At 71.6% G+C, this 18,806-nt stretch carries 14 protein-coding genes; 5 read left to right on the forward strand and 9 right to left on the reverse strand.

Features of this window, described 5'->3' with window-relative positions:
- Positions 1 to 60: 60 nt before the first annotated feature.
- The 4 genes from IZR01_RS00095 to gabT form a co-directional block, all read right to left on the reverse strand.
- Positions 61 to 1,128 carry a class F sortase gene (locus tag IZR01_RS00095; RefSeq protein WP_194922443.1) on the reverse strand — a complete coding sequence of 356 codons (1,068 nt, stop codon included), beginning with the start codon at positions 1,126 to 1,128 and terminating at the stop codon, positions 61 to 63.
- Complete coding sequence (locus tag IZR01_RS52015; RefSeq protein WP_194922444.1) at positions 1,125 to 1,694, reverse strand: hypothetical protein; 570 nt, start codon at positions 1,692 to 1,694, stop codon at positions 1,125 to 1,127. Before IZR01_RS52015 ends, IZR01_RS00095 begins: the two co-directional genes overlap by 4 nt.
- Positions 1,695 to 1,719: 25 nt before the next feature.
- The gene (locus tag IZR01_RS00105) at positions 1,720 to 2,613 is read right to left on the reverse strand and encodes an alpha/beta fold hydrolase (protein ID WP_194891114.1); all 894 of its coding nucleotides are present in this window, start codon (positions 2,611 to 2,613) and stop codon (positions 1,720 to 1,722) included.
- A 164-nt stretch (positions 2,614 to 2,777) separates the two neighbouring features.
- Positions 2,778 to 4,109: a 4-aminobutyrate--2-oxoglutarate transaminase gene (gabT, locus tag IZR01_RS00110; RefSeq protein WP_194891113.1), complete on the reverse strand. Its 1,332-nt coding sequence runs from the start codon at positions 4,107 to 4,109 to the stop codon at positions 2,778 to 2,780.
- Positions 4,110 to 4,304: 195 nt separating this feature from the next.
- Between gabT and IZR01_RS00115 the strand changes: the two genes are divergently transcribed.
- Positions 4,305 to 6,314, forward strand: a complete 2,010-nt coding sequence (locus IZR01_RS00115) for a DUF2510 domain-containing protein (protein WP_194891112.1) — start codon at positions 4,305 to 4,307, stop codon at positions 6,312 to 6,314.
- Between the two features lie 4 nt (positions 6,315 to 6,318).
- Here the strand turns inward: IZR01_RS00115 and IZR01_RS00120 are convergent, their stop codons facing one another.
- Positions 6,319 to 7,077 carry a G1 family glutamic endopeptidase gene (locus IZR01_RS00120; protein ID WP_194922445.1) on the reverse strand — a complete coding sequence of 253 codons (759 nt, stop codon included), beginning with the start codon at positions 7,075 to 7,077 and terminating at the stop codon, positions 6,319 to 6,321.
- A gap of 157 nt (positions 7,078 to 7,234) precedes the next feature.
- Positions 7,235 to 7,984, reverse strand: a complete 750-nt coding sequence (locus IZR01_RS00125) for a TetR/AcrR family transcriptional regulator (RefSeq protein ID WP_194891110.1) — start codon at positions 7,982 to 7,984, stop codon at positions 7,235 to 7,237.
- A gap of 324 nt (positions 7,985 to 8,308) precedes the next feature.
- Between IZR01_RS00125 and IZR01_RS00130 the strand changes: the two genes are divergently transcribed.
- Complete coding sequence (locus IZR01_RS00130; RefSeq protein ID WP_194922446.1) at positions 8,309 to 9,820, forward strand: DHA2 family efflux MFS transporter permease subunit; 1,512 nt, start codon at positions 8,309 to 8,311, stop codon at positions 9,818 to 9,820.
- 12 nt (positions 9,821 to 9,832) lie between these two features.
- Here the strand turns inward: IZR01_RS00130 and IZR01_RS00135 are convergent, their stop codons facing one another.
- The gene (locus IZR01_RS00135; protein WP_323746859.1) at positions 9,833 to 11,023 is read right to left on the reverse strand and encodes a phosphotransferase enzyme family protein; all 1,191 of its coding nucleotides are present in this window, start codon (positions 11,021 to 11,023) and stop codon (positions 9,833 to 9,835) included.
- Positions 11,020 to 12,408: a purine-cytosine permease family protein gene (locus IZR01_RS00140; protein WP_228553670.1), complete on the reverse strand. Its 1,389-nt coding sequence runs from the start codon at positions 12,406 to 12,408 to the stop codon at positions 11,020 to 11,022. The genes IZR01_RS00135 and IZR01_RS00140 overlap by 4 nt, the downstream gene beginning before the upstream one ends.
- A gap of 90 nt (positions 12,409 to 12,498) precedes the next feature.
- On the opposite strand from IZR01_RS00140, the gene IZR01_RS00145 reads away from it, so the two are divergent.
- The 3 genes from IZR01_RS00145 to IZR01_RS00155 all read left to right on the forward strand — a co-directional run bounded on the left by IZR01_RS00145 (position 12,499) and on the right by IZR01_RS00155 (position 16,264).
- A complete protein-coding gene (locus IZR01_RS00145) occupies positions 12,499 to 13,953 on the forward strand; it encodes a PucR family transcriptional regulator (RefSeq protein ID WP_194922447.1) in 1,455 nt (484 codons plus the stop codon).
- Positions 13,954 to 14,016: 63 nt separating this feature from the next.
- Positions 14,017 to 14,727 (forward strand): VOC family protein, encoded by a 711-nt coding sequence (locus IZR01_RS00150; protein WP_194922448.1) that lies wholly within the window; start codon positions 14,017 to 14,019, stop codon positions 14,725 to 14,727.
- Between the two features lie 91 nt (positions 14,728 to 14,818).
- Positions 14,819 to 16,264 (forward strand): aldehyde dehydrogenase family protein, encoded by a 1,446-nt coding sequence (locus tag IZR01_RS00155; protein WP_194922449.1) that lies wholly within the window; start codon positions 14,819 to 14,821, stop codon positions 16,262 to 16,264.
- 52 nt (positions 16,265 to 16,316) lie between these two features.
- Here IZR01_RS00155 and IZR01_RS00160 read toward each other — a convergent pair whose 3' ends face one another.
- Complete coding sequence (locus IZR01_RS00160) at positions 16,317 to 18,695, reverse strand: ATP-binding protein (protein ID WP_194922450.1); 2,379 nt, start codon at positions 18,693 to 18,695, stop codon at positions 16,317 to 16,319.
- Positions 18,696 to 18,806: the final 111 nt, after the last annotated feature.

Here is an 18,806-nt window from a genome sequence, read left to right on the forward strand (position 1 = left end):
TCGATGGGTCCGACGCTATGCCGGGCCGCTGCGAGCCGCATTTCGGGAGCCGAGGGCCGCTCAGTGCGAGCCGACCAGGTGCGCGTAGACGATGACGTTGTCGGCGTAACCGGTCCGGCGGTCGTAGCGGCCACCGCAGGTGATCAGCCGCAGGGCGGCGTAGCCGGTGGGGCCGTAGACCTCGCGCGTCGGGAAACCGGTCTTCGGCACCAGCGCGACCGAGTCGACCCGAAACTCTGCGACCCGCTGATCCGCCCGCGCCACATCGACATCGTCCCCGGGCCGCACCGCCCCGAGCTCATAGAACGCGGCCCGATTCCCCGGCGCGAACCGCGAATCGACGTGCCCGGTGATGACAGCGGGGCCAGTCTGCCCCGGCGCAGGTCCCCGGTCGTACCAAGCGGCCATCAGCGGCTCCTTGGCCGGCGGCACCCCGATCTCGCCGTCTTGTGCCAGACCCAGCGCGAGGACATTGGCATGAATGCCCACCCGAGTCACGGTGACGCGCGTCGGCCGGGCGTAGCCCAAGGGCGCGGCACGGTGCCCGACAGCGCCGACGGCACGGTTCGCCCACGCCGGCGGCAAGGGCGGCGGCACCGGATCGGAGAGAGTCAGCGCGCGAACGAGGAACCCGGATCCGACGAAGACCGCCGCCAGCGACGCGAATGCCAATGCCCGCCCCGGGTGGTGCACCTCGGGCACCGCGAGCTCAGCCTTCGGCGGCGGTGTGCCCCGCGACCCGCCCCGCACGCCGACCTCAAGATGCGAACCACCGGCCGGGGCCTCGGGAACACGCTCGCCGATGGGATGGAAGATCGGGCGCGATGCGAGGGGCGCCTTGAGCTGGCTCTCGGTGGGCAATGCGCTCTGCTGCCCGGCGGGCTGGTTGGTGGTGCCTGCGGATCGGATGTCGCGCGCGGCCTGTGGCTCGCTGGTTGGTTGCTCGGTTGCCCCGGTCTGCTGGGTATCGCGCAGGTCAAACCCCTGGCTGGCCGGCGCTGCTGAAGCAGCAGGCCCCGGCCCTGGTGCTGGCTCCGGCCCCGTCCTTCGGGGCTCTGCGACCGCGCCGCCGACCGCGCCGCCGACCGCGCCGCCGATCGGGATGCCGACTACCGTCGGGTCGTTCATCCGCGGGCGCCCGCTCGGCGGCGGCGGATGAAGGAGGCGGTGCCGAAGGCAAGGCCGCCCAGGAGGAACGCGCTGCCCACGGCTGCGTCGCCCACGCCGAGGTGGTCTTCGGCGGAGCCGTCGCCGGTGGCCGCGGCGCCGGCGGGGGTGAGTGTGGCGCGGCGGGCGGTGCTGACGTGGACGGTGGCGGTCAGGGTGCTGCCGCAGTGGAGGGTGATCGTGTAGGTGCCCGCTGCCAGGCCTTCGCGGAGGGTGCCGCCTCCGCCGGTCATGTTGGACAGGGGGGCCAGGTTGATCGGGGCGGCGAGGGCTTGGGAGGTCGCGGTGCCGTTGGGGGCGGTGCATTCGTTGGCGTCGTAGACCCAGACCTGGGTGCCGGGGGTGGCCGGGTTGGGTCGGACCGTGGGGTTCGCCGGCTTCTCTATGGTCGGGGCCGGTGTTGTGCGCGTGGTCGCTAGGGGAGTGGCCGTTGTCGCTGTTGTCGCCGCTGCCGTGGATATGGAGCCCGCGCCCGCTATAGCCGTCGCCACCAGCACCGCGCCCGCGGTCGCCATCAGAACCCTCACCAGCTTGCCTCCGTCTCTCTCACACTCACTTCAGCCCCTCCAACCAGCCCCGCAGTGCGTCCAGCGCGAACGCCCGCGTCGGCTCCGCCTCGTTGAACAGCTCGTGGTACGCCCCCGGGAACTCCTCGACGCGGGTGGTCGCGGCCGGGAGCGCCGCGGCCAGGCGGCGTTCGCCGGCCGGGTCGATCACCCGGTCGCCGCCCGCGATCAGCAGCAGTACCGGGCAGGGGACGCGACCCGCGTCGGCGACCGCGCGTTCGCCCTCGTCGAAGACGAAGTGGGCCAGCGCCGCCGAGATGCGGTCGTGGCAGAACGGGTCCTCGCGCATCGCCGCCGCGGTCGCCGGGTCGTGCGACAGCGCGCTCTTCGGCAGGCCGTTCGGGACGGTGAGGCGGTGCGGCAGGAACTCCGCCAAGCGCAGCGCCGCGTTCTGCACCCCCGCCGCACGCTGTCCGACCGCCGGTGACGCCAGTACCGCCGCCGTCGGGTGCACCACGCCGCCGCTCAGCGCCCGCGCCACGACGCAGCCGCCCATGCTGTGCCCCAGCACCAGCGGCGGCGGCGCGCCGGGATCGTCCAGACGTACCGCGGCATCGAAGTCCTCGAACACCGTCGACAGATCGTCGAGCAGGGCCAGCGGACGCCGGATGTGCCCGCGCCGGCCGCCGGAGCGACCGAACCCCGCGTGGTCGTAGGCCCGCACCCGATACCCGGCCTCGGTCAGGAACCCGGCCAGGTGCCGGTAGCGGCCGCTGTGCTCGCCGAGGCCGTGGACCAGCAGGATCGCGCCCCGCTCGACCTCCACCGTGGGCGTCCATTCCCGCAGGAACAGCTCCACGCCGTCCGGCGTCGTCGCCAGCCACACGTCTTCCCGCACCGGCGCGAGCCGGGACCGGGAACCGGGGTCGGGGTCGGGCATCGCAGGGCTCCCTCATCGCGCAGCGGGACACCGCGACCGTAACCCCGCGAATCGGGCATCGCGCGCTGGGTGGTCCGCCAGGGGCAGTGAGTCGGCGGATAGAGCAGGAGCGGCCGGTACGGAAGATCCCGTACCGGCCGTAGTGAAGCGACAAGCTGTTGTTCTCAGACCGCGGCGAAAGCCCCCTCGATCACCGTCAGGCCCTCGTCCAGCAGCTCCTCGCTCATCACCAGCGAGGGCAGGAACCGCAGCACGTTGCCGAACGTGCCGCAGGTCAGGATCACGACGCCGTCACTGTGGCACTTCTTCGCCACCGCGGCGGCCAGGGCGGCGTCCGGCTCCTTGGTGCCGGGCTGGACCAGTTCGACCGCGATCATCGCGCCGCGGCCGCGGACCTCGCCGATGCGGGGGTCGGCGGCGGCCAGCTTGGTGAGCCGGCCCACCATCTGGGTCTCGATCTTGCGGGCCTTGGCCGGCAGGTCCTGCTCGCGCATCGTCTGGATGGCGCCGAGCGCGCCCTCGCAGGCCACCGGGTTGCCGCCGTAGGTGCCGCCCAGGCCACCGGGGCCGGCGGCGTCCATGATCTCGGCGCGGCCGGTGACCGCGGCCAGCGGCAGGCCGCCGGCGATGCCCTTGGCGGTGGTGATCAGGTCCGGGACCACGCCCTCGTGGTCGACCGCGAACCAGTCGCCGGTGCGGCAGAAGCCGGACTGGATCTCGTCGGCGATGAAGACGATGCCCTTCTCCCGGCACCAGGCGGAAAGGCCGGGCAGGAAGCCCTCCGGCGGGACGATGAAGCCGCCCTCGCCCTGGATCGGCTCGATCAGCACCGCGGCCACGTTGTGCGCGCCGACCTGCTTCTCGATCAGGATCTTGGTCTGCTCCAGGGCCTCGGCCGCGGCGTTGTCCGGGCCGGTGGGCCAGCGGAAGGGGTAGGCCATCGGGACCCGGTAGACCTCGGGGGCGAACGGGCCGAAGCCGTCCTTGTAGGGGGCGACCTTGGCGGTCAGCGCCATCGTGAGGTTGGTCCGGCCGTGGTAGCCGTGGTCGAAGACGACGACCGCCTGGCGCTTGGTGTACGCGCGGGCGATCTTGACCGCGTTCTCCACGGCCTCGGCGCCGGAGTTGAACAGCGCCGAGCGCTTCTCGAAGTCGCCGGGGGTGAGCTCGGCCAGGGCCTCGCAGACCGCCACGTAGGACTCGTAGGGGGTGACCATGAAGCAGGTGTGCGTGAACTTCGCCAGCTGCTCGGAGGCCCGGCGCACGACGTTGGAGTCGGCGTGCCCGACCGAGGTCACCGCGATGCCGGAGCCGAAGTCGAGCAGCTGGTTCCCGTCGGCGTCCTGAAGCACCGCGCGGTCGGCGTCGGTGATGAACACCGGCAGGGTCGTGGAGATGCCGCGCGCGACCACCTTGTTGCGGCGCTCGAACAGTTCGCGGGACTTGGGGCCCGGGATCTCGGTGACGAGACGCCGTTCCTGCTTGAGCTCGGTCATGGGCCCTCTGCCTCCTGGTGGGGGATTAGTCGCGCGGTTCCCTCGCAGCCTAAGCGCGCCGTGACGGCCCGGCACAGGACGCGGTGGCGGGTGCGGGGGCGGGGTTGAGCCGAATTGGCGAGTGGGGCGCCCGCGGCGGATGTGCGCGCCACGGACGTCCCTTTCGCCGCGTCGTAGTTCTGATACACAGAACGTGTGACGACTGAAGGCCAGGGCCCCGGCCCGCTGCCGCCCGGCTGGTACGCCGACCCCTCCGGGGAGCCGCAGGTGCGCTACTGGACCGGAACCAGATGGACCGAGCGCACCCGGCCTGACGTGCAGTCCTGGGTGCACGGGCCCCGGTTGGTGGACGTGCCGGGGGTGTTCGCCTACGGCCGCGACCCGGAGGCGGCGGCCGCGGTGCGGGTCAGTCGCGAGTCCCGCCAACGAGCCCTGCGATACCTGCTCTACGCGCCGCTGGCCGGCGTGGTGCTGGCGGTGCCGGCGTCGATCATCCTCACCTCGATCGGCCTGAGCGGCGCCGCGGTGTGGCTGGTCTACCTGATCGCGCTGCTCGGCGCCTGCGGCTGGGCCGGGGGCTGGCTGCCGGTGGGCCGGGTGCTGTGGGCGCAGCACGGCGACCGGGTGGTCGGCCTGGCCGGGCGGGCCGGGCTGGCCAAGAAACGCGTCGTCCCCCCGCCACCGAAGCCGGACATGTGGGTCGACCTGCGCGAGGCCGGGCACGTCGCGGCCGCCAGCCGGCTGGACGTCGCCGCCGACCACGGCGAGCTCACCGACGTCGACTACGTCCGCATGGTCCGGGTGATCCGGCAGGCCCGCGGCGACCAGGGCCGGCTGGCGCTGGCGGCCGCCGAGATCGAGGACTCCGGCCCGCACGCCTGGCTGCACCCCTCCGGCCAGCGCGACCTGCCGGCCCGGCTCGGCGAGCACGACCTGATGACCGGCCAGGTGCGGCTCGGCGTCGCCTCGGACACCGCGAAGAACCCGGCGACCCACTCCGGCCAGACCTTCGCCCTGGACGCCGAGGTCCTGCGCACCTCGCTGCTGGTGATAGGGCCCACCGGCAGCGGCAAGACCCGCAGCTTCGCCCGGCCGATCGTGGAGCTGCTCGGCCTGCAGACGCTGACCAACATGGCCTCGGTCGTGGTCATCGACCCGCACGGCGACTACAGCCTGCCCGGCTTCTTCGACGTAGACATCGACCCGCTGGACCCGGACTCGCAGTGGGGCTTCGACCTCTACGGCGGCGCGCGCAACCCGGCCGAGGCCGCCGACCGGCTGGCCGGCGCGCTGCTGCCGCCGGGCGTCGAGCCGGAGGCCGACGCGGCCGCGCACAACGGGCTGGACGCCGCGCTCAGTTGGTTCCGCGAGCGGGAGGGCCGCTACCCGACGCTCAAGGAACTGATCGCCGAGCTGATCGAGGGCGGCCCGCGGCTGCTGGTGGAGCGGCTGCGGCTGCTGGACCGGCCGGCGCTGGTCGAGCTGTTCGACGGCCGGTCGGAGCAGAAGTTCTCGATGCGGCAGATCGACCGGCCGATGCGGGTCCGGATCGCCCTGCCGGAGGCCGCCTATCCGCAGGCCGCGCGGATCCTGGCCCGGCTGGCGGTCTCGCAGTTCGTGCAGACCGTGTCGGCGCCGGACGTCGACCGCTCGGTCTTCAAGGGCCTGATCGTCGACGACGCCGGCCGCTTCGTCGACGAGTACGTGGTCCAGGGCCTGCAACGGGCCCGCGCGGCCAACGCCGGCCTGATCCTGCTGGCCCAGTCGATGCGCGAGTTCCCCGAGGACCTGCGGGCCACGGTCTTCGCGAACACCGGCTGCAAGGCGGTGTTCGCCGGGATCGACCCGCAGGACGCGGCCTACATCGCCGATTTCTGGGGCAAGCAGTGGGTGGCCGAGACCACGGTGACCACCGGCCAGGAGAACACCACCCGCAGCGGCACCATCACCGGGCCGCCGGAGCGCGGGCGCAGCGTGAAGTCGATGGGCCGGGTCCGCACCGCCCGGCGCCCGGGCCAGCTGCTGGCGCTGACCGGGGGCTCGTCGGTGACCCAGCAGCGCTCGGTGGCGACCCGGCCGGTGGAGCGCTACGTGTGGTCGCCGTCGGAGATCATCAACGAGATCCCGACCGGGCACGCGCTGGTGTCGCTGTCCACGGCCGAGGGGTTCCGGACGCCGCCGGTGCTGGTGGACCTGCGGGGGTAGCGCCTCAGCCGGAGTGCCACGTCACGGTGAAGCCCCCGGACGGCGAGATCGGCGAGGGCGCCGCCTTCGTGGTCCCGCCGCTGGTCATCGTGATCGGCTCCGGGTTGAACGAGCCAAGCCCGGTGCCGTTCGCGCTGGCGGCGCTGAACGCCGCGGTGCCGAAGTCGGACAGCGGCAGGACGCCGGTGGCGTCCGACGGCGCCTCGGCGATGACCTCGGCCGAGGCCAGGGCCGGGTTGTCCAGGTGCGCGTCGACCGAGTGGGACCACCCCTTGGTCTGGTCGCCGATGTTCAGGGTGAAGCGGCCGGAGCCGTTGTAGACGACCGAGGCGCGGATGACGTCGCCGGGGGAGATGGCGCCGGACAGGTTGACCGGGCCGCCGGGGTACATCTCGTACCAGGAGGAGTAGGCCGCCGAGCCTTTGGCGCAGTCGGCCTCGGTGCCGATCTGCTCGACCGAGCTGCTGCCGTCGCCGTCCAGGCCGATCCAGAACGAGGAGTACGTGTTCTGTGACCGGCAGCTGACGCCGGGCTCGGTCCAGGTGGCGCTGACCGAGTGGTACCCGCCGCCGGCCGCGGCGTAGCCGGCCCAGTTCGCCGAGGCGCTGTGGCGCAGATCGGGGCCGATCACCCGGTCGTGGGTGACCGTCCGGGCGGGGTCGTCCCCGTTCGCCGCGGACGCGGCCGGGGTGGTGATGAGGGCCGCGGATATCGCTCCGGTGAGCGCCACGGCGGCGACCGGGCGGCGGCGGGAAGAAGACATCCGGCGTCTCCAATCTCTGTGTTCTGAGATGGAGACTAGATAACCCTTTTGAAGATGTCTGCCCTAAAAGGGGCAAAAGCCCGATTCGCCAGGCCGCGCACCCGTTCGCCGCCTCCGCGCCGGATCGGTGACGGACGGGAGCGCGATCAGTGCACGATCAGCGCCGAGAGTGGGAGGCCAGGCCGCGCAGCATCAGGTCCAGGCCGAACTCGAAGCGGCCGTCGGGGCCGCCGGTCTCGAACATCGGGTCTGCCAGGGCCAGCATATTCGGGAACTGCTCCGGTGGCAGGGACTTGATATAGCCCTTCATCTCCCCGGCCCAGGCTTCGACGTCCTCTTGTGAGGCCTCGCCGTGGATCGAGAAGCGGATGTCCTCCTCGAAGACGTTCGCCACCACGTAGAGGGCGATCACGTCGCCGGCCCAGGCGGCCACCCGGTCCGGCAGATCGCCGGCGCGCAGCAGCCCCATGAAGCCCTCGATGATGTGGATCCCGTTCGGGCCCATGGGGACCCGGCCCAGCATGGCGCGGGCCAGGCCGGGGTGGCTCTGCAGGATCTTCCGGGTGCCGCGCATCATCTCGCGCACCTGTTCCATCCAGCGCTCCGGGTCCGGCTCGGGGAAGCTGACGTCGACGAACACCCGGTCCAGGGCCAGCTTCACCAGCTCGTCCTTGTTCGCGACGTGCGCGTACAGGGACGCGGCCCCCGTGCCCAGGTCCGCGGCGACGCGGCGCATGGACAGCGCGTCGTAGCCGTCGGTCTCCAGGATCCGCAGCGCGGCCTCGACGATGGCCTCCTGGCTCAGCGGAGTGCGCGCGGGCGCCTTGGCTTTGCGCGTGCGCTCCCACGGGGGGACCGGCGCCGGGGGTGCACTCTCCGGCTGGTTCGGGGCTGCTGGCTCGGCCATCGGGTCTGGCTCCTTCCTTCTCGAACACTGTACGCCTCTCGAACGCTGTTCGTAAAGGCGAACACCGTTTGACTCGAACGGCGTTCGGAGGTAGAACGGTGTTCGTAGCAACTCGAACGGCGTTCGCGCCGATGAGTCCGAGCGCCGAGGGTCGTCAGACCCCGCGTGGGACCCGGGTAGGCCGCGCAGGCCGTGCGGCGGGACCGAGGTTCGCGATATAGCTTGACATCCAGAACGCGAGATATATCGTAAGTATGTCACCACCGAACGGCGTTCGATCGCTCGAACGACGTTCTTCCGCAGCCGTCCCGGAGGGGGACCACCATGACCAGCACCATCGACACCTCGAACCAGACCGTCGACCACTCCGCGAGCGGGCCTCCGGACTCCGCCGAAGCGCCGAGTCCGGCCAAGTCCAAGCTCGGCAGGGCCGTGATCCTGGCGCTGTTCGCCATCATCGGCGCCGACATCATGGACCTGCTGGACACCACGATCATGAACATCGCCAGCCCGGTCCTGCGCACCGACCTCGGGGCCTCGACCTCGGCGCTTCAGTGGATCGTGGCCGGCTACACGCTGGCCTTCGCGGTCATGCTGACCACCGGCGGCCGGCTCGGCGACGTCTTCGGCCGCAAGCGGATGTTCCAGGTCGGCATCTCCGGCTTCCTGGCCGGCTCGATCCTGTGCTCACTGGCCCAGACCTCGGGCGAGCTGATCGGCGCGCGCATCCTGCAGGGCGCCTTCGCCGCGGTGATGATCCCGCAGGGCCTGGGCATGCTGCGGGCGATGGTCCCGCCGGAGAAGATGAACTCCGTCTTCGGCATCTTCGGCCCGATGATGGGCCTGGCCGCGACCCTCGGCCCGATCCTGGGCGGCTGGCTGGTCGGCGCGAACCTGTTCGGGCTCAGCTGGCGGGCCATCTTCCTGGTCAACGTGCCGGTCGGGATCGTCGCGCTGGCCTTCGGCAGCAAGGTGCTGCCCCGGGACGAGCACGCCGCCGACGGCACCAAGCCCAAGCTGGACCTGATCGGCATGCTGCTGGCCACCGCCGGCGTCATGATGCTGGTCTACCCGCTGGTCCAGGGCCGCGAGGCGGGCTGGCCGGCGTGGATGTTCGCCCTGATGGCCGGCGCCGTCCCCACCTTCGGTGTCTTCGCCCTGCACCAGCGCCACCGCAGCGCGGCCGGCCGCGACCCGTTCGTGGTGCCGACCGTGTTCCGTAAGCGCTCCTTCGTCAGCGGCATCGCCGTGCTGTTCGCCTTCGCGGCGGCGATGAGCGGCGTCTTCTTCGTCTACACCCTGTTCATGCAGGTCGGTCTGCACTTCAGCGCCCTGCACGCCGGTCTGACGATGCTGCCCTGGTCGATCGGCACCATGGTCTCGATGGGCGCCTCGCAGGCTCTGATGCCGAAGCTCGGCCCGCGCCGCACCCTGCAGGCCGGCATGTTGGTCATGTCGCTCGGTACCGTGATCTCCGCGCTGCTGGTGCACAACTACGGCGCGACCACCACCAGCTGGACGCTCGTCGCCCCGCTGCTGGTCTCCGGGATGGGCATGGGCCTGATCTTCGGCCCGATCTTCGGCACCGTCCTGGGCGACCTGGACGACGCCGAGGTGGGCTCGGCTTCGGGCCTGCTGAACGCGATGCAGCAGCTGGCCGGCGCCTTCGGGATCGCCGCGCTGGGCACGGTGTTCTTCGACAAGGCGGGGGCGATGATGACCAGCGTCCCGACCGCCGCGACCCTGGTCTTCGTGATCAGCGCCGCGATCTTGGTGGTCGCTTGGGCCGTCGCGTTCACGATGTCGAAGCACACCCAGGAGGCTGAGGGGCACTGAGAGGGGCCGGTTTCAGACCGGCGTGTCCCCTCCGAGGAGTCCGAGGAAGGCTTGTCCTTCCTCGGACTTCGCATATTCGGCGTGGCCGAGGAACCAGTCGCGGTAGGCGATCTCAGCGTTCTTCTCGCTGCCGCCGGGCAGGACCGACAGGAAGTAGTCGATCTCTGAGAGCTCGTATTCGGCGTGGCAGAGCGGGAACAGGTTCGGCAGGGCGGCGGATTCGGCGGCGCTGAGCGGCCGGTTCGCTGTGTAGGCGGCTAGAAACTGCTGGAGCTGACGCTTCGACGCCGGGGCCGGGACGCCGTCGCGCAGCCCGACCCAGTCCACGGCGAACCGCTCGATCGCGATGGCCAGGTCGTAGGCGGCGGTGGTGCGATCGGACAGGCCGAAGTCGAGGACCGCGGTGATGGCCGGCTGGTGGTGGTCGCCGGACCAGAGCAGGTTGGTGCCGTGCCAGTCGTTGTGGGTCCACAGCGGGTCGAGGTCGTTGTTCAGCCGCCGGTGGAACGGGAGCAGGAGGCGTTCGACGTCGGAGCGCCAGTCGCGGGCGGCCAGGAAGTCGGCGAGCCGCGGGCGGCGCGCGGTGATCTGCTCGATGGCCGCGATCGGGTCGGCCGCGCCGAAGAGCGAGAAGCCGGACTTCAGCGGCCGCCAGGGCCGGGGTGGGGCCGCGTAGCCCTCGGCGGCGATGTGCAGGCGGGCCAGCGTCGTGCCGGCGTATCCGGGGTGACCCGGTTTGTAGGGCGACCATGAGAAGACGTTTTGATACAGGTCCGCACCGACGCCGAGTTCCTGGACCTCGTAGCCGAAGTCGCCGCGGGTTCCGGCGGTCCATGCGTCGGGGACCGGGATGCCGCGCTCGCGGACGTGGTCCATGAAGCCGTGTTCCTCGGCCAGGGCTTCGGGGGTGCGCAGGGCCGACGGCAGGCGCTTGACGATCAGGTGTCGCCCCGCGGCGGTTCGGATGCGCGCGGTCGTGGACAGCGGACGAGGGCTGCGCCATTCGATCTCGGAGATCTCCTCGCCGAGTACCGCCTGGACTTCCACCGAGGTCAGACTGGGCCAGTCGCGCTGGACGACGGTCTCGGATCCCATGCCGAACACGAGATCGTCTTCGCCGGTCTCGCTCACAGTGCCGGTCTCGCTCAGCTCGGCAGCCTCGCTCGCCGAGCCGGTCTCGCCGGTGCCGCCGACATCGGTCACGCCGAGGACTCCGCGGGCTCCGCCGACAGCGGCCGCTCCGTCCGGGGCGTGCGCCGCCGGTCCAGCGCCACGATCGCGCCGGTGGCCAGCGCCGCCGCTGCGAACGAGTACAGCGAGGCCGAGGCCCACCAGCCCGGGTGCACGTGGATCCAGTCCTGGACGTGCATCCAGCCGTGCGCCCACCAGTCCACCGAGCCCGGGTTCAGCACCTGGTAGACCACGAAGCCCAGGGCCCAGGGCAGCAGCATCGCCGGCCGCGCCGGGGAGCGCTCGGACAGGTCCCAGCGGCCCTGCCGGCCCCGGCCCAGGAAGTAGTCGACGCCGACCACCGCGGCCAGCGGCACGAAGACCGAGCCGATCAGCCCGAGGAAGTTCGCGAAGCCGCCGAGGTCGTGGACGAACAGCGCGATGACCGTCACCAGCGTGCCGACCGCGCCGGCCAGGATCCGGCGGTCCACCCGGGGCAGCAGGTTCTGGATCGACATCGCGGTGGAGTACACGTTCGCGAACGACTGGTCCGACTCGCGCAGCACCAGTACGAGGAAGAAGACCCAGCCGGCGGTCACGCCGAGCATGGTGTGGAAGACGTCGCCGTTCGGTCCGGCCTGGAGCAGCGCCACGATGCCGATCGCGTAGCACCAGAACTGCGTGATGCTGTAGCCGACGACGGCCGCGCCGCCGGCCTGCTTGGAGCTCCGGGCGTGCCGCATGTAGTCGGCGGCCATCGGCAGGAACGACACCGACAGCGCGAGCGCGGCGTCGACGGCCGGGAAGAAGCCGCTCCAGGAGGTGCCGGTCTGGTGCGGGATCGGGTTCCGCAGCAGCTGGACCGTGAAGTAGAGCATGGCCACGGCGACCGCGCCGGTCACGTACTTGCGCAGGGCGCGCAGCACCGACAGCGGCCAGATCGCCATCGCCGTGCACAGCGCCCCGGCCGCGAGCACTATCACCGGGCGCGGGATGCCGTGGGTGTGGGGCATGGCGTCCACGCCTTGCACGATCACCGTGATCTCGTAAACGCCCCAGCCGACCATCTGGAAGATGTTCGCCAGGCTCGGCAGCCAGGACAGCTTGGTGCCGAACAGACCGCGCAGCACCGCCATCGCGGGCGCGCCGGTGCGGGTGCCGACCACGCCGGCGATGGCGGTCATCACCATCCCGGCCACGGTGCCCAGCGCGATCGCCAGCAGCGAGGCCGGGATCGGCAGCGGCGAGTAGCCGGTGGGGAGTAGTACGACCGCTGCGGAGGAGAACCCGATCAGGCTGACGCCGAGGTTCGCCCAGAACGCTGCCTGGTCGCTGAAGGAAAGGGTGCGCGGAGCCTCGGTGGTGAGGAGCAGCGGAGCCTCGGCGGAAGCGGCGGCGGCCGGCGTGGTGGTCGTCATGGCGTGCTCCATCGTACGGGGCGCGCGCACCGCTGTTCGAAGGGCGATCGCCGGCCCCGGCGGCGGGCGGCGGCGACGTAGGCTGGGGCTGTGCCGCCGACGATCGCCTCCCTGCTCGCCGACCGGCCTCTGGGTCTGCGTCTGCTCACCTCCGAGGGACCGGCCGGGGACACCTCGCGCGAGGTGCGGTGGGTGCACACGACCGAGCTGAACGACCCGGCGCCGTTCCTGGAGGGCGGCGAGCTGTTGCTGACCACCGGGCTGCGGCTGGCCGACCCGGGCTTCGACCTGGAGGCCTTCCTGTCCGGTCTGGTCCGGGCCGGGGTCGCGGGTCTGGGGTTCGGCGTCGGGCTGAACAACGCGGCGGTGCCGGAGCGGTTCGTCACCGCGGCCGCCGCGCACGGCCTTCCGGTGCTGGAGGTTCCCAAGGCCACGCCCTTCATCGCGATCGCGAAGTCGGTGTCGAAGGCGCTGGCGGCCGAGGAGTACCGCGCCATCACCGAGGGATACCGGACGCAGCACGACTTGGTGAAGTCGGCGCTGGCCCACGAGCCGCAGCGGTCCCTGGTGCGGTCGTTGGTGAGCGGGCTCGGTACCGGCGCGTGGGCGGTGCTGGCCGGGGCCGACGGTTCGGTGCTGCACAGCGCGGGCCCGATGCCGGCCGGTCTGGACCTGGCACCGGAGCTGGACCGGCTGCGCGGCCGGATGCTGCCCAGCAGCGCCTCGATCCTGACCGACTCAGGGCACGTCGAGGTGCACGCGCTCGGCGTCGGCAAGCGGGTCTCGGGCTTCCTGGCGGTCGGCCTGCTGGGCCGCGACAGCGGGCCGGACATCACCGGCCGCCAGATCCTGGCCGTGGCGCTCACTCTGCTCACCCTCGGAGTCGAGCAGCCGACCAAGGACGTGACGGTCGCCGAGCTGACGCTGCGCCGCGCGGTGGTGCGGCTGCTGCTGGCCGGTCACGTGGACGCGGCGCGCGAGGCCGCCGGGGAGCTGCGTGTGCCGCTGCCGCCGGAGCCGGTGCGGATCGCCCGGGACTCGGTGCGCGACGAGGCCGTGCCGGAGCGGATGTTCGTGCTCGAAGAGGGCGACGAGCGCATGCTGGTCGCCCCGGCCGACTATCCGGGCTTCACCGGCGGGGTGTCGGACGCGATCGGCTACGCGGACTTCGGCCGCGGCTACCGCCAGGCCGGCGAGGCGCTGGCGACGGCGCGCCGGACCGGACGGCCCACGGTGTCCTTCGCCGAGGCCGGTTCGGGCCTCACGACGCTGTTCGCGGACCAGGCGGTCCGCGACTTCGCCGCCGCGGTGCTGGCCCCGCTGACCGAGGCGGACCGCGCGGCGCTGATGCCGACGCTGCGCGCGTGGCTGGCGCACAACGGGCAGTGGGACTCGGCGGCCGCGGAGCTCGGGGTGCACCGGCATACCGTGCGGGCTCGCATCGCGCGGGCGGGGGAGCTGCTGGGGAAGGACCTGACGGCTGCTGATTCGGCTGACGCGCGGATGGAGCTGTGGTTCGCGCTGCGGGTGCGCGAGGGGCAGTAGGCGGGGCGGTCGGCGGGCTGAAAAGAAGTCGCAGCGCGGGCGGAGGAATGGTTGGCTCGGGGGATGGCCGCCAAACTCATGGTCTTGTCCATCGACGCGCACGACCCCGTGTTGTTGGCCCGGTTCTGGGGCGGAGTCCTCGGCTGGGAGCACACCGATGACCTCGGCGACGGCGTCGGGCTGATTCCCAACGACGACACCGGGTTCCGGATCCGGTTCCTGCCGTCGGAGGCCGAGAAGACCCGGCAGAACCAGATGCACTTCGACCTGACGAGCGTGTCGCCGGAAGGTCAGCAGGAGACCGTGGCGCGTGCGCTCGCACTCGGCGGGCGGCACCACGATGTCGGGCAGGGGCCCGATGCGACGCACGTCGTGCTCGCCGACCCCGAGGGCAACGAGTTCTGCGTGATCGCGGCCGGGAACAACTTCCTCGCAGAGTGCGGATTCATCGGGGCGCTCGCGAGCGACGGGTCGCAGGAGGCCGGGTACTTCTGGAGCCGGGCGTTGGGCTGGCCGCTGGTGTGGGACCAGGATCAGGAGACGGCGATCCGCTCTCCGTACGGTGGTCCGAAGATCACTTGGGGTGGGCCGCCCTTCACCCGGAAGACCGATCGGAACCGGCTGCGCTTCCAGCTCGTGACGAGCGAGGGCGACAAGGAGATCGACCGGCTGGTCACGCTCGGAGCCGCTCGCACCGACACCGCTCCCGGCCGATCCGGCGAGGTGGAGCTGACCGACCCCGACGGCAACGAGTTCACCCTGTGGCCGGTCTGACCACCCGCTGGCCCGAACGGCGCAGCCGTCCCCATCGACTGGCCACCGCGTACACCGGCGCACGAGCCCGAGCGCGCCTACTGTGAGTGCCATGACTGAGCAGGCAACGCCGTTCTGGATCGCGGGTAAGCAGGTCACGGGGACCGACAGCTACGAGGTGCGCTCGCCGTACGACGGCCGCCTGGTGGCGACCGTCTCGGTGCCCACCGAGGAGCAGGTGGAGCAGGCGGTGGCGGCGGCCGCCGCGGTCGCCAAGGAGACCGCTGACCAGCCCGCGTTCGTGCGGGCGGCCGCGCTGGACCACGTCTCGCGGCGGATCGCCGAGCGGGCCGAGGAGATCGCCGCGCTCATCACCGCCGAGAACGGCAAGCCGCTGAAGTGGGCCAAGGCCGAGGTCGGCCGGGCGATCTCGGTGTTCCGCTGGGCCGCCGAGGAGGCGCGCCGGTTCAACGGGGAGTTGCAGCGGCTGGACACCGACGCCAACGCCGCCGGCCGCACCGCGATCACCCGGCGCTTCCCGCGCGGGCCGGTGCTGGGCATCTCGCCGTTCAACTTCCCGCTGAACCTGGTCGCGCACAAGGTGGCCCCGGCGATCGCGGTCGGCGCGCCGATCGTCCTGAAGCCGGCGCCGGCCACCCCGCTGACCGCGCTGCTGCTCGGCGAGCTGCTGGCCGAGACCGACCTGCCGGCCGGCTCCTGGTCGGTGCTGCCGGTGCCGAACGACCGGATGGCCGCTCTCACCACCGACCCGCGGCTGCCGGTGGTCAGCTTCACCGGCTCCGGCCCGGTCGGCGCGATGATCGAGGCCGAGGTGCCGCACAAGCACGTCACGCTGGAGCTCGGCGGCAACGCCGCGGCCGTGGTGACGGCCGACTACGCCTCGGAGAAGGACCTGGACTGGGCCGCGCAGCGGATCGCCACCTTCGCCAACTACCAGGCCGGCCAGTCCTGCATCTCGGTGCAGCGGGTGTATGCCGACCGCGCGGTCTACGACCGGCTGGTCGAGAAGGTGGTCGCGGCGGTCGAGGCGCAGAAGACCGGCGACCCGGCGGACGGTGCCACCGACGTCGGCCCGATGATCAGCACCGCCGCCGCCGAGCGGGTCCAGGCCTGGGTCCAGGAGGCGGTCGGCGCCGGCGCCACCCTGCTCACCGGCGGCGGCCGGGACGGCGCCAGCTACGAGCCGACCGTGATCGCCGGCGCCCCGGCGCACTCCAAGGTGGTGGTCGAGGAGGTCTTCGGCCCGGTGCTGGTGCTGCACGCCTTCGACGGCACGGACGAGGCGGTGCGCCTGGTCAACGACTCCCAGTTCGGTCTCCAGGCCGGCGTCTTCACCAACGACCTGCACACCGCGTTCCGCATGCACCGCGATCTGGAGGTCGGCGGCGTCATCATCGGCGACGCCCCGAGTTTCCGCGCCGACCAGATGCCGTACGGTGGTGTCAAGGGCTCCGGCGTGGGCCGCGAAGGCGTCAAGTACGCCATGGAGGACTACACATATGAGCGGGTGCTGGTGCTGACCGGGATCGACCTGTAGCGATCCCTGGTTTCGCAGACCGGTACCTGCTCGGCCCCTTGATCCGATTCCCTCACCGGATCAAGGGGCCGTTTCGTTCACTCGCTTCGTCCGCCGGAGCCGGCGGGTACCGCAGCGGTGACTCGTCGAGCTGGCTCAGGTAGCGGGCGATGTCGGCTTCGGGGAGGTCGTCGAAGACGGCCAGTGCTTTCCGGTGGGACTCCTCCGCCTCTGACACGCGCCCTTGGGCGTGCAGTGCCAGGGCGATGCCGTTGAGGTCGTCGGCGTGCAGGTAGAGGAAGCCCACCTCATGCGCGATGGGCATCGACTGTTCGAAAGCGGTGATCGCGTCGGTGAAGCGTTCCAGGACGAATTGGGTGAAGCCGAGGTTGTGCTTGGCCACCGCGACGAACAGCCAGTCGTCCGCAGCTTCCGCCTCGGTGATGGCCGTCATGATGTAGGTCAGGGCCTCGGCCGGTCGGCCCAGCCCGTGCAGGCATGTGGCCACGGTGTTGAACACGCCGGTGGTGCGGGGCGTGTGCCGTACTTCGTCGTGCTCCCAGAGGGCCAGGGCCTGGAGCGCGACCTCCAAGCCGCGTTGGTGGTCGCCCAAGCCGGTGTACGCCAGGGCTTTGACGTTCAGCGCGCGGTGTTCGTTCAGCAGGTCCCCGTTCTCCCGGCTCAGGGCCAGAGCCTCTTCCAGAGGATCGAGCGCCTGGTCGAACCTGTTGTCCTGGAAGAGGGTGAACCCCAGCTGCTGGAGGACGTTCGCCTCGACGTCGGGCGCGGCGCACCGCCGGGCGTGCGCCAGGGCCGCGCGGAGCAGCCGTTCGGACTCCCGCCAGCTGCGGGCGATGTCTTCGAACGGCTTCATCGCCAGGGTCAGGTTGACCGCTGTGCGGTCATGACCGAGCGTCGCGGCCGCCGAGAAGGCGCGCAGCAGGTTCGGCTGCTCGTGCTCGTACCAGGCCAGCGCCTGTTTGGCATCGACGAACCGCACGCTCTCGCCCCGCACGCTGCCGGTGGGGAAGGGCAGGGGTGGCTGGCGGTTCGCCACGTCGACCGCCGTCGAGGCGGTCGCCACGTACCAGTTCAGGACCGCGGCGACGGCCTCGGACCGCTCCTGCTCGCTGACCTCGGCCGCGGCCCGCTCGGCCGCGTAGGCGCGGAGCAGGTCGTGGAGCTCGAAACGGTTCGGGACTTTCTGCTGGATCAGCTTCTCGTCCTGGAGTAGCTCCAGGATCTGCTCGGCCTCGCCGAGCTCCATCCCGGTCAGCGCGGTGATCGAGGAGGCGGTGAAGTCCGCGGCGGGATGGATGCCGAGCAGCCGGAAGATGTGCTGGGCGGCCGGCGGGAGGCCCTGATACGACAGGTCGAAGACCTGGGACAGGCCCCGGCCGCCGGTGGTCATCTGGTCCAGTGTGGTGCCCAGCCGGTCGGCCAGATACCGCAGGGTCCAGACCGGGCGGGACCGCAGGCGCGCCGCGGCGAGCGAGACGGCCAGCGGCAGGCCGCCGCACAGCTCGGCGATCCGGGCCGCGGCCCGCGGCTCGGCGGCGACGCGCTCGGGGCCGACGATGCGGGAGAGCATCTCGATCGACTCCGACGGGTCCAGGACGTCGAGGGCGACGGTGCGGGCGCCCTCCAGGCTGGCCAGACTGCGCCGGCTGGTGATCAGCACCAGGCAGCTCGAGGACGCCGGAAGCAGGGGTCTGAGCTGGCTGTCGTCCGCGGCGTTGTCGAGCAGGAGCAACGCCTGGCGTCCGTGGATGCGGTCGCGGAACATCGCGGCCCGCTCGTCCAGCCCGGCCGGGACGCGGGCGGCCGGCACCTGGAGTTGGCGCAGGAAAACGTCCAGGACGGCGGCGGGGTCGGACGGTTCGTGATACGGATCGAAGCCGCGGAGGTTGGCGTAGAGCTGGAGGTCGGCATACCGCCCGGCCCGCACTAGACGATGGGCGGCGTGCAGCGCTAGCTGGGTCTTCCCGATGCCGGCCATTCCCTCGATCGCCGAGATCACCAGGGTGTGCGAACCTTCGGTGGCCGCGTCCATCAAGGCGGTCAGTTCCTTCTCGCGTCCGATGAACGTGGGCAGGTCGACCGGTAGTTGCCGGAGGACTCCGCCGAAATCGGCCGTCTTGGTGTTACGCAGGACTCGTAGATACGCCGTGCGCCACCGGGCGACCGTGGCGTCGTCCGAGCCGAGCGCCCGGACGATGCCCGTCACCAGGTCGAGGTCGAGCCGGCGCCGCGAGGTCTGGAACACCTCCGCGACCGTGGAGTGCGAGATCGTCCGCGGCGGACGCAGTACCGGGCCCACCCGCTTGGCCAGGGCGCGGGTCGACGGTGCGCCGGCCCACATCCGCAGCTGATCCAAGAGCTCGATGAACTCCACCAGGTCGGCGGCGTGTTCCGGATCGGGTCCGGCCATCGTTTCGGCGTTGCCCGACATCGTGTCCTCCCCTGCTGTGCTTCTCCTCCTTCGCGACGATATTGGTTTTTCCGTCGTTGTCGCTCTCATTCGACTTGTCCGCTGAGGTTCCTGCCGGAAAGGCCGGGGTGT

The organism is Catenulispora pinisilvae (assembly GCF_015356865.1).
In the GTDB taxonomy this organism is placed as follows: domain Bacteria; phylum Actinomycetota; class Actinomycetes; order Streptomycetales; family Catenulisporaceae; genus Catenulispora; species Catenulispora pinisilvae.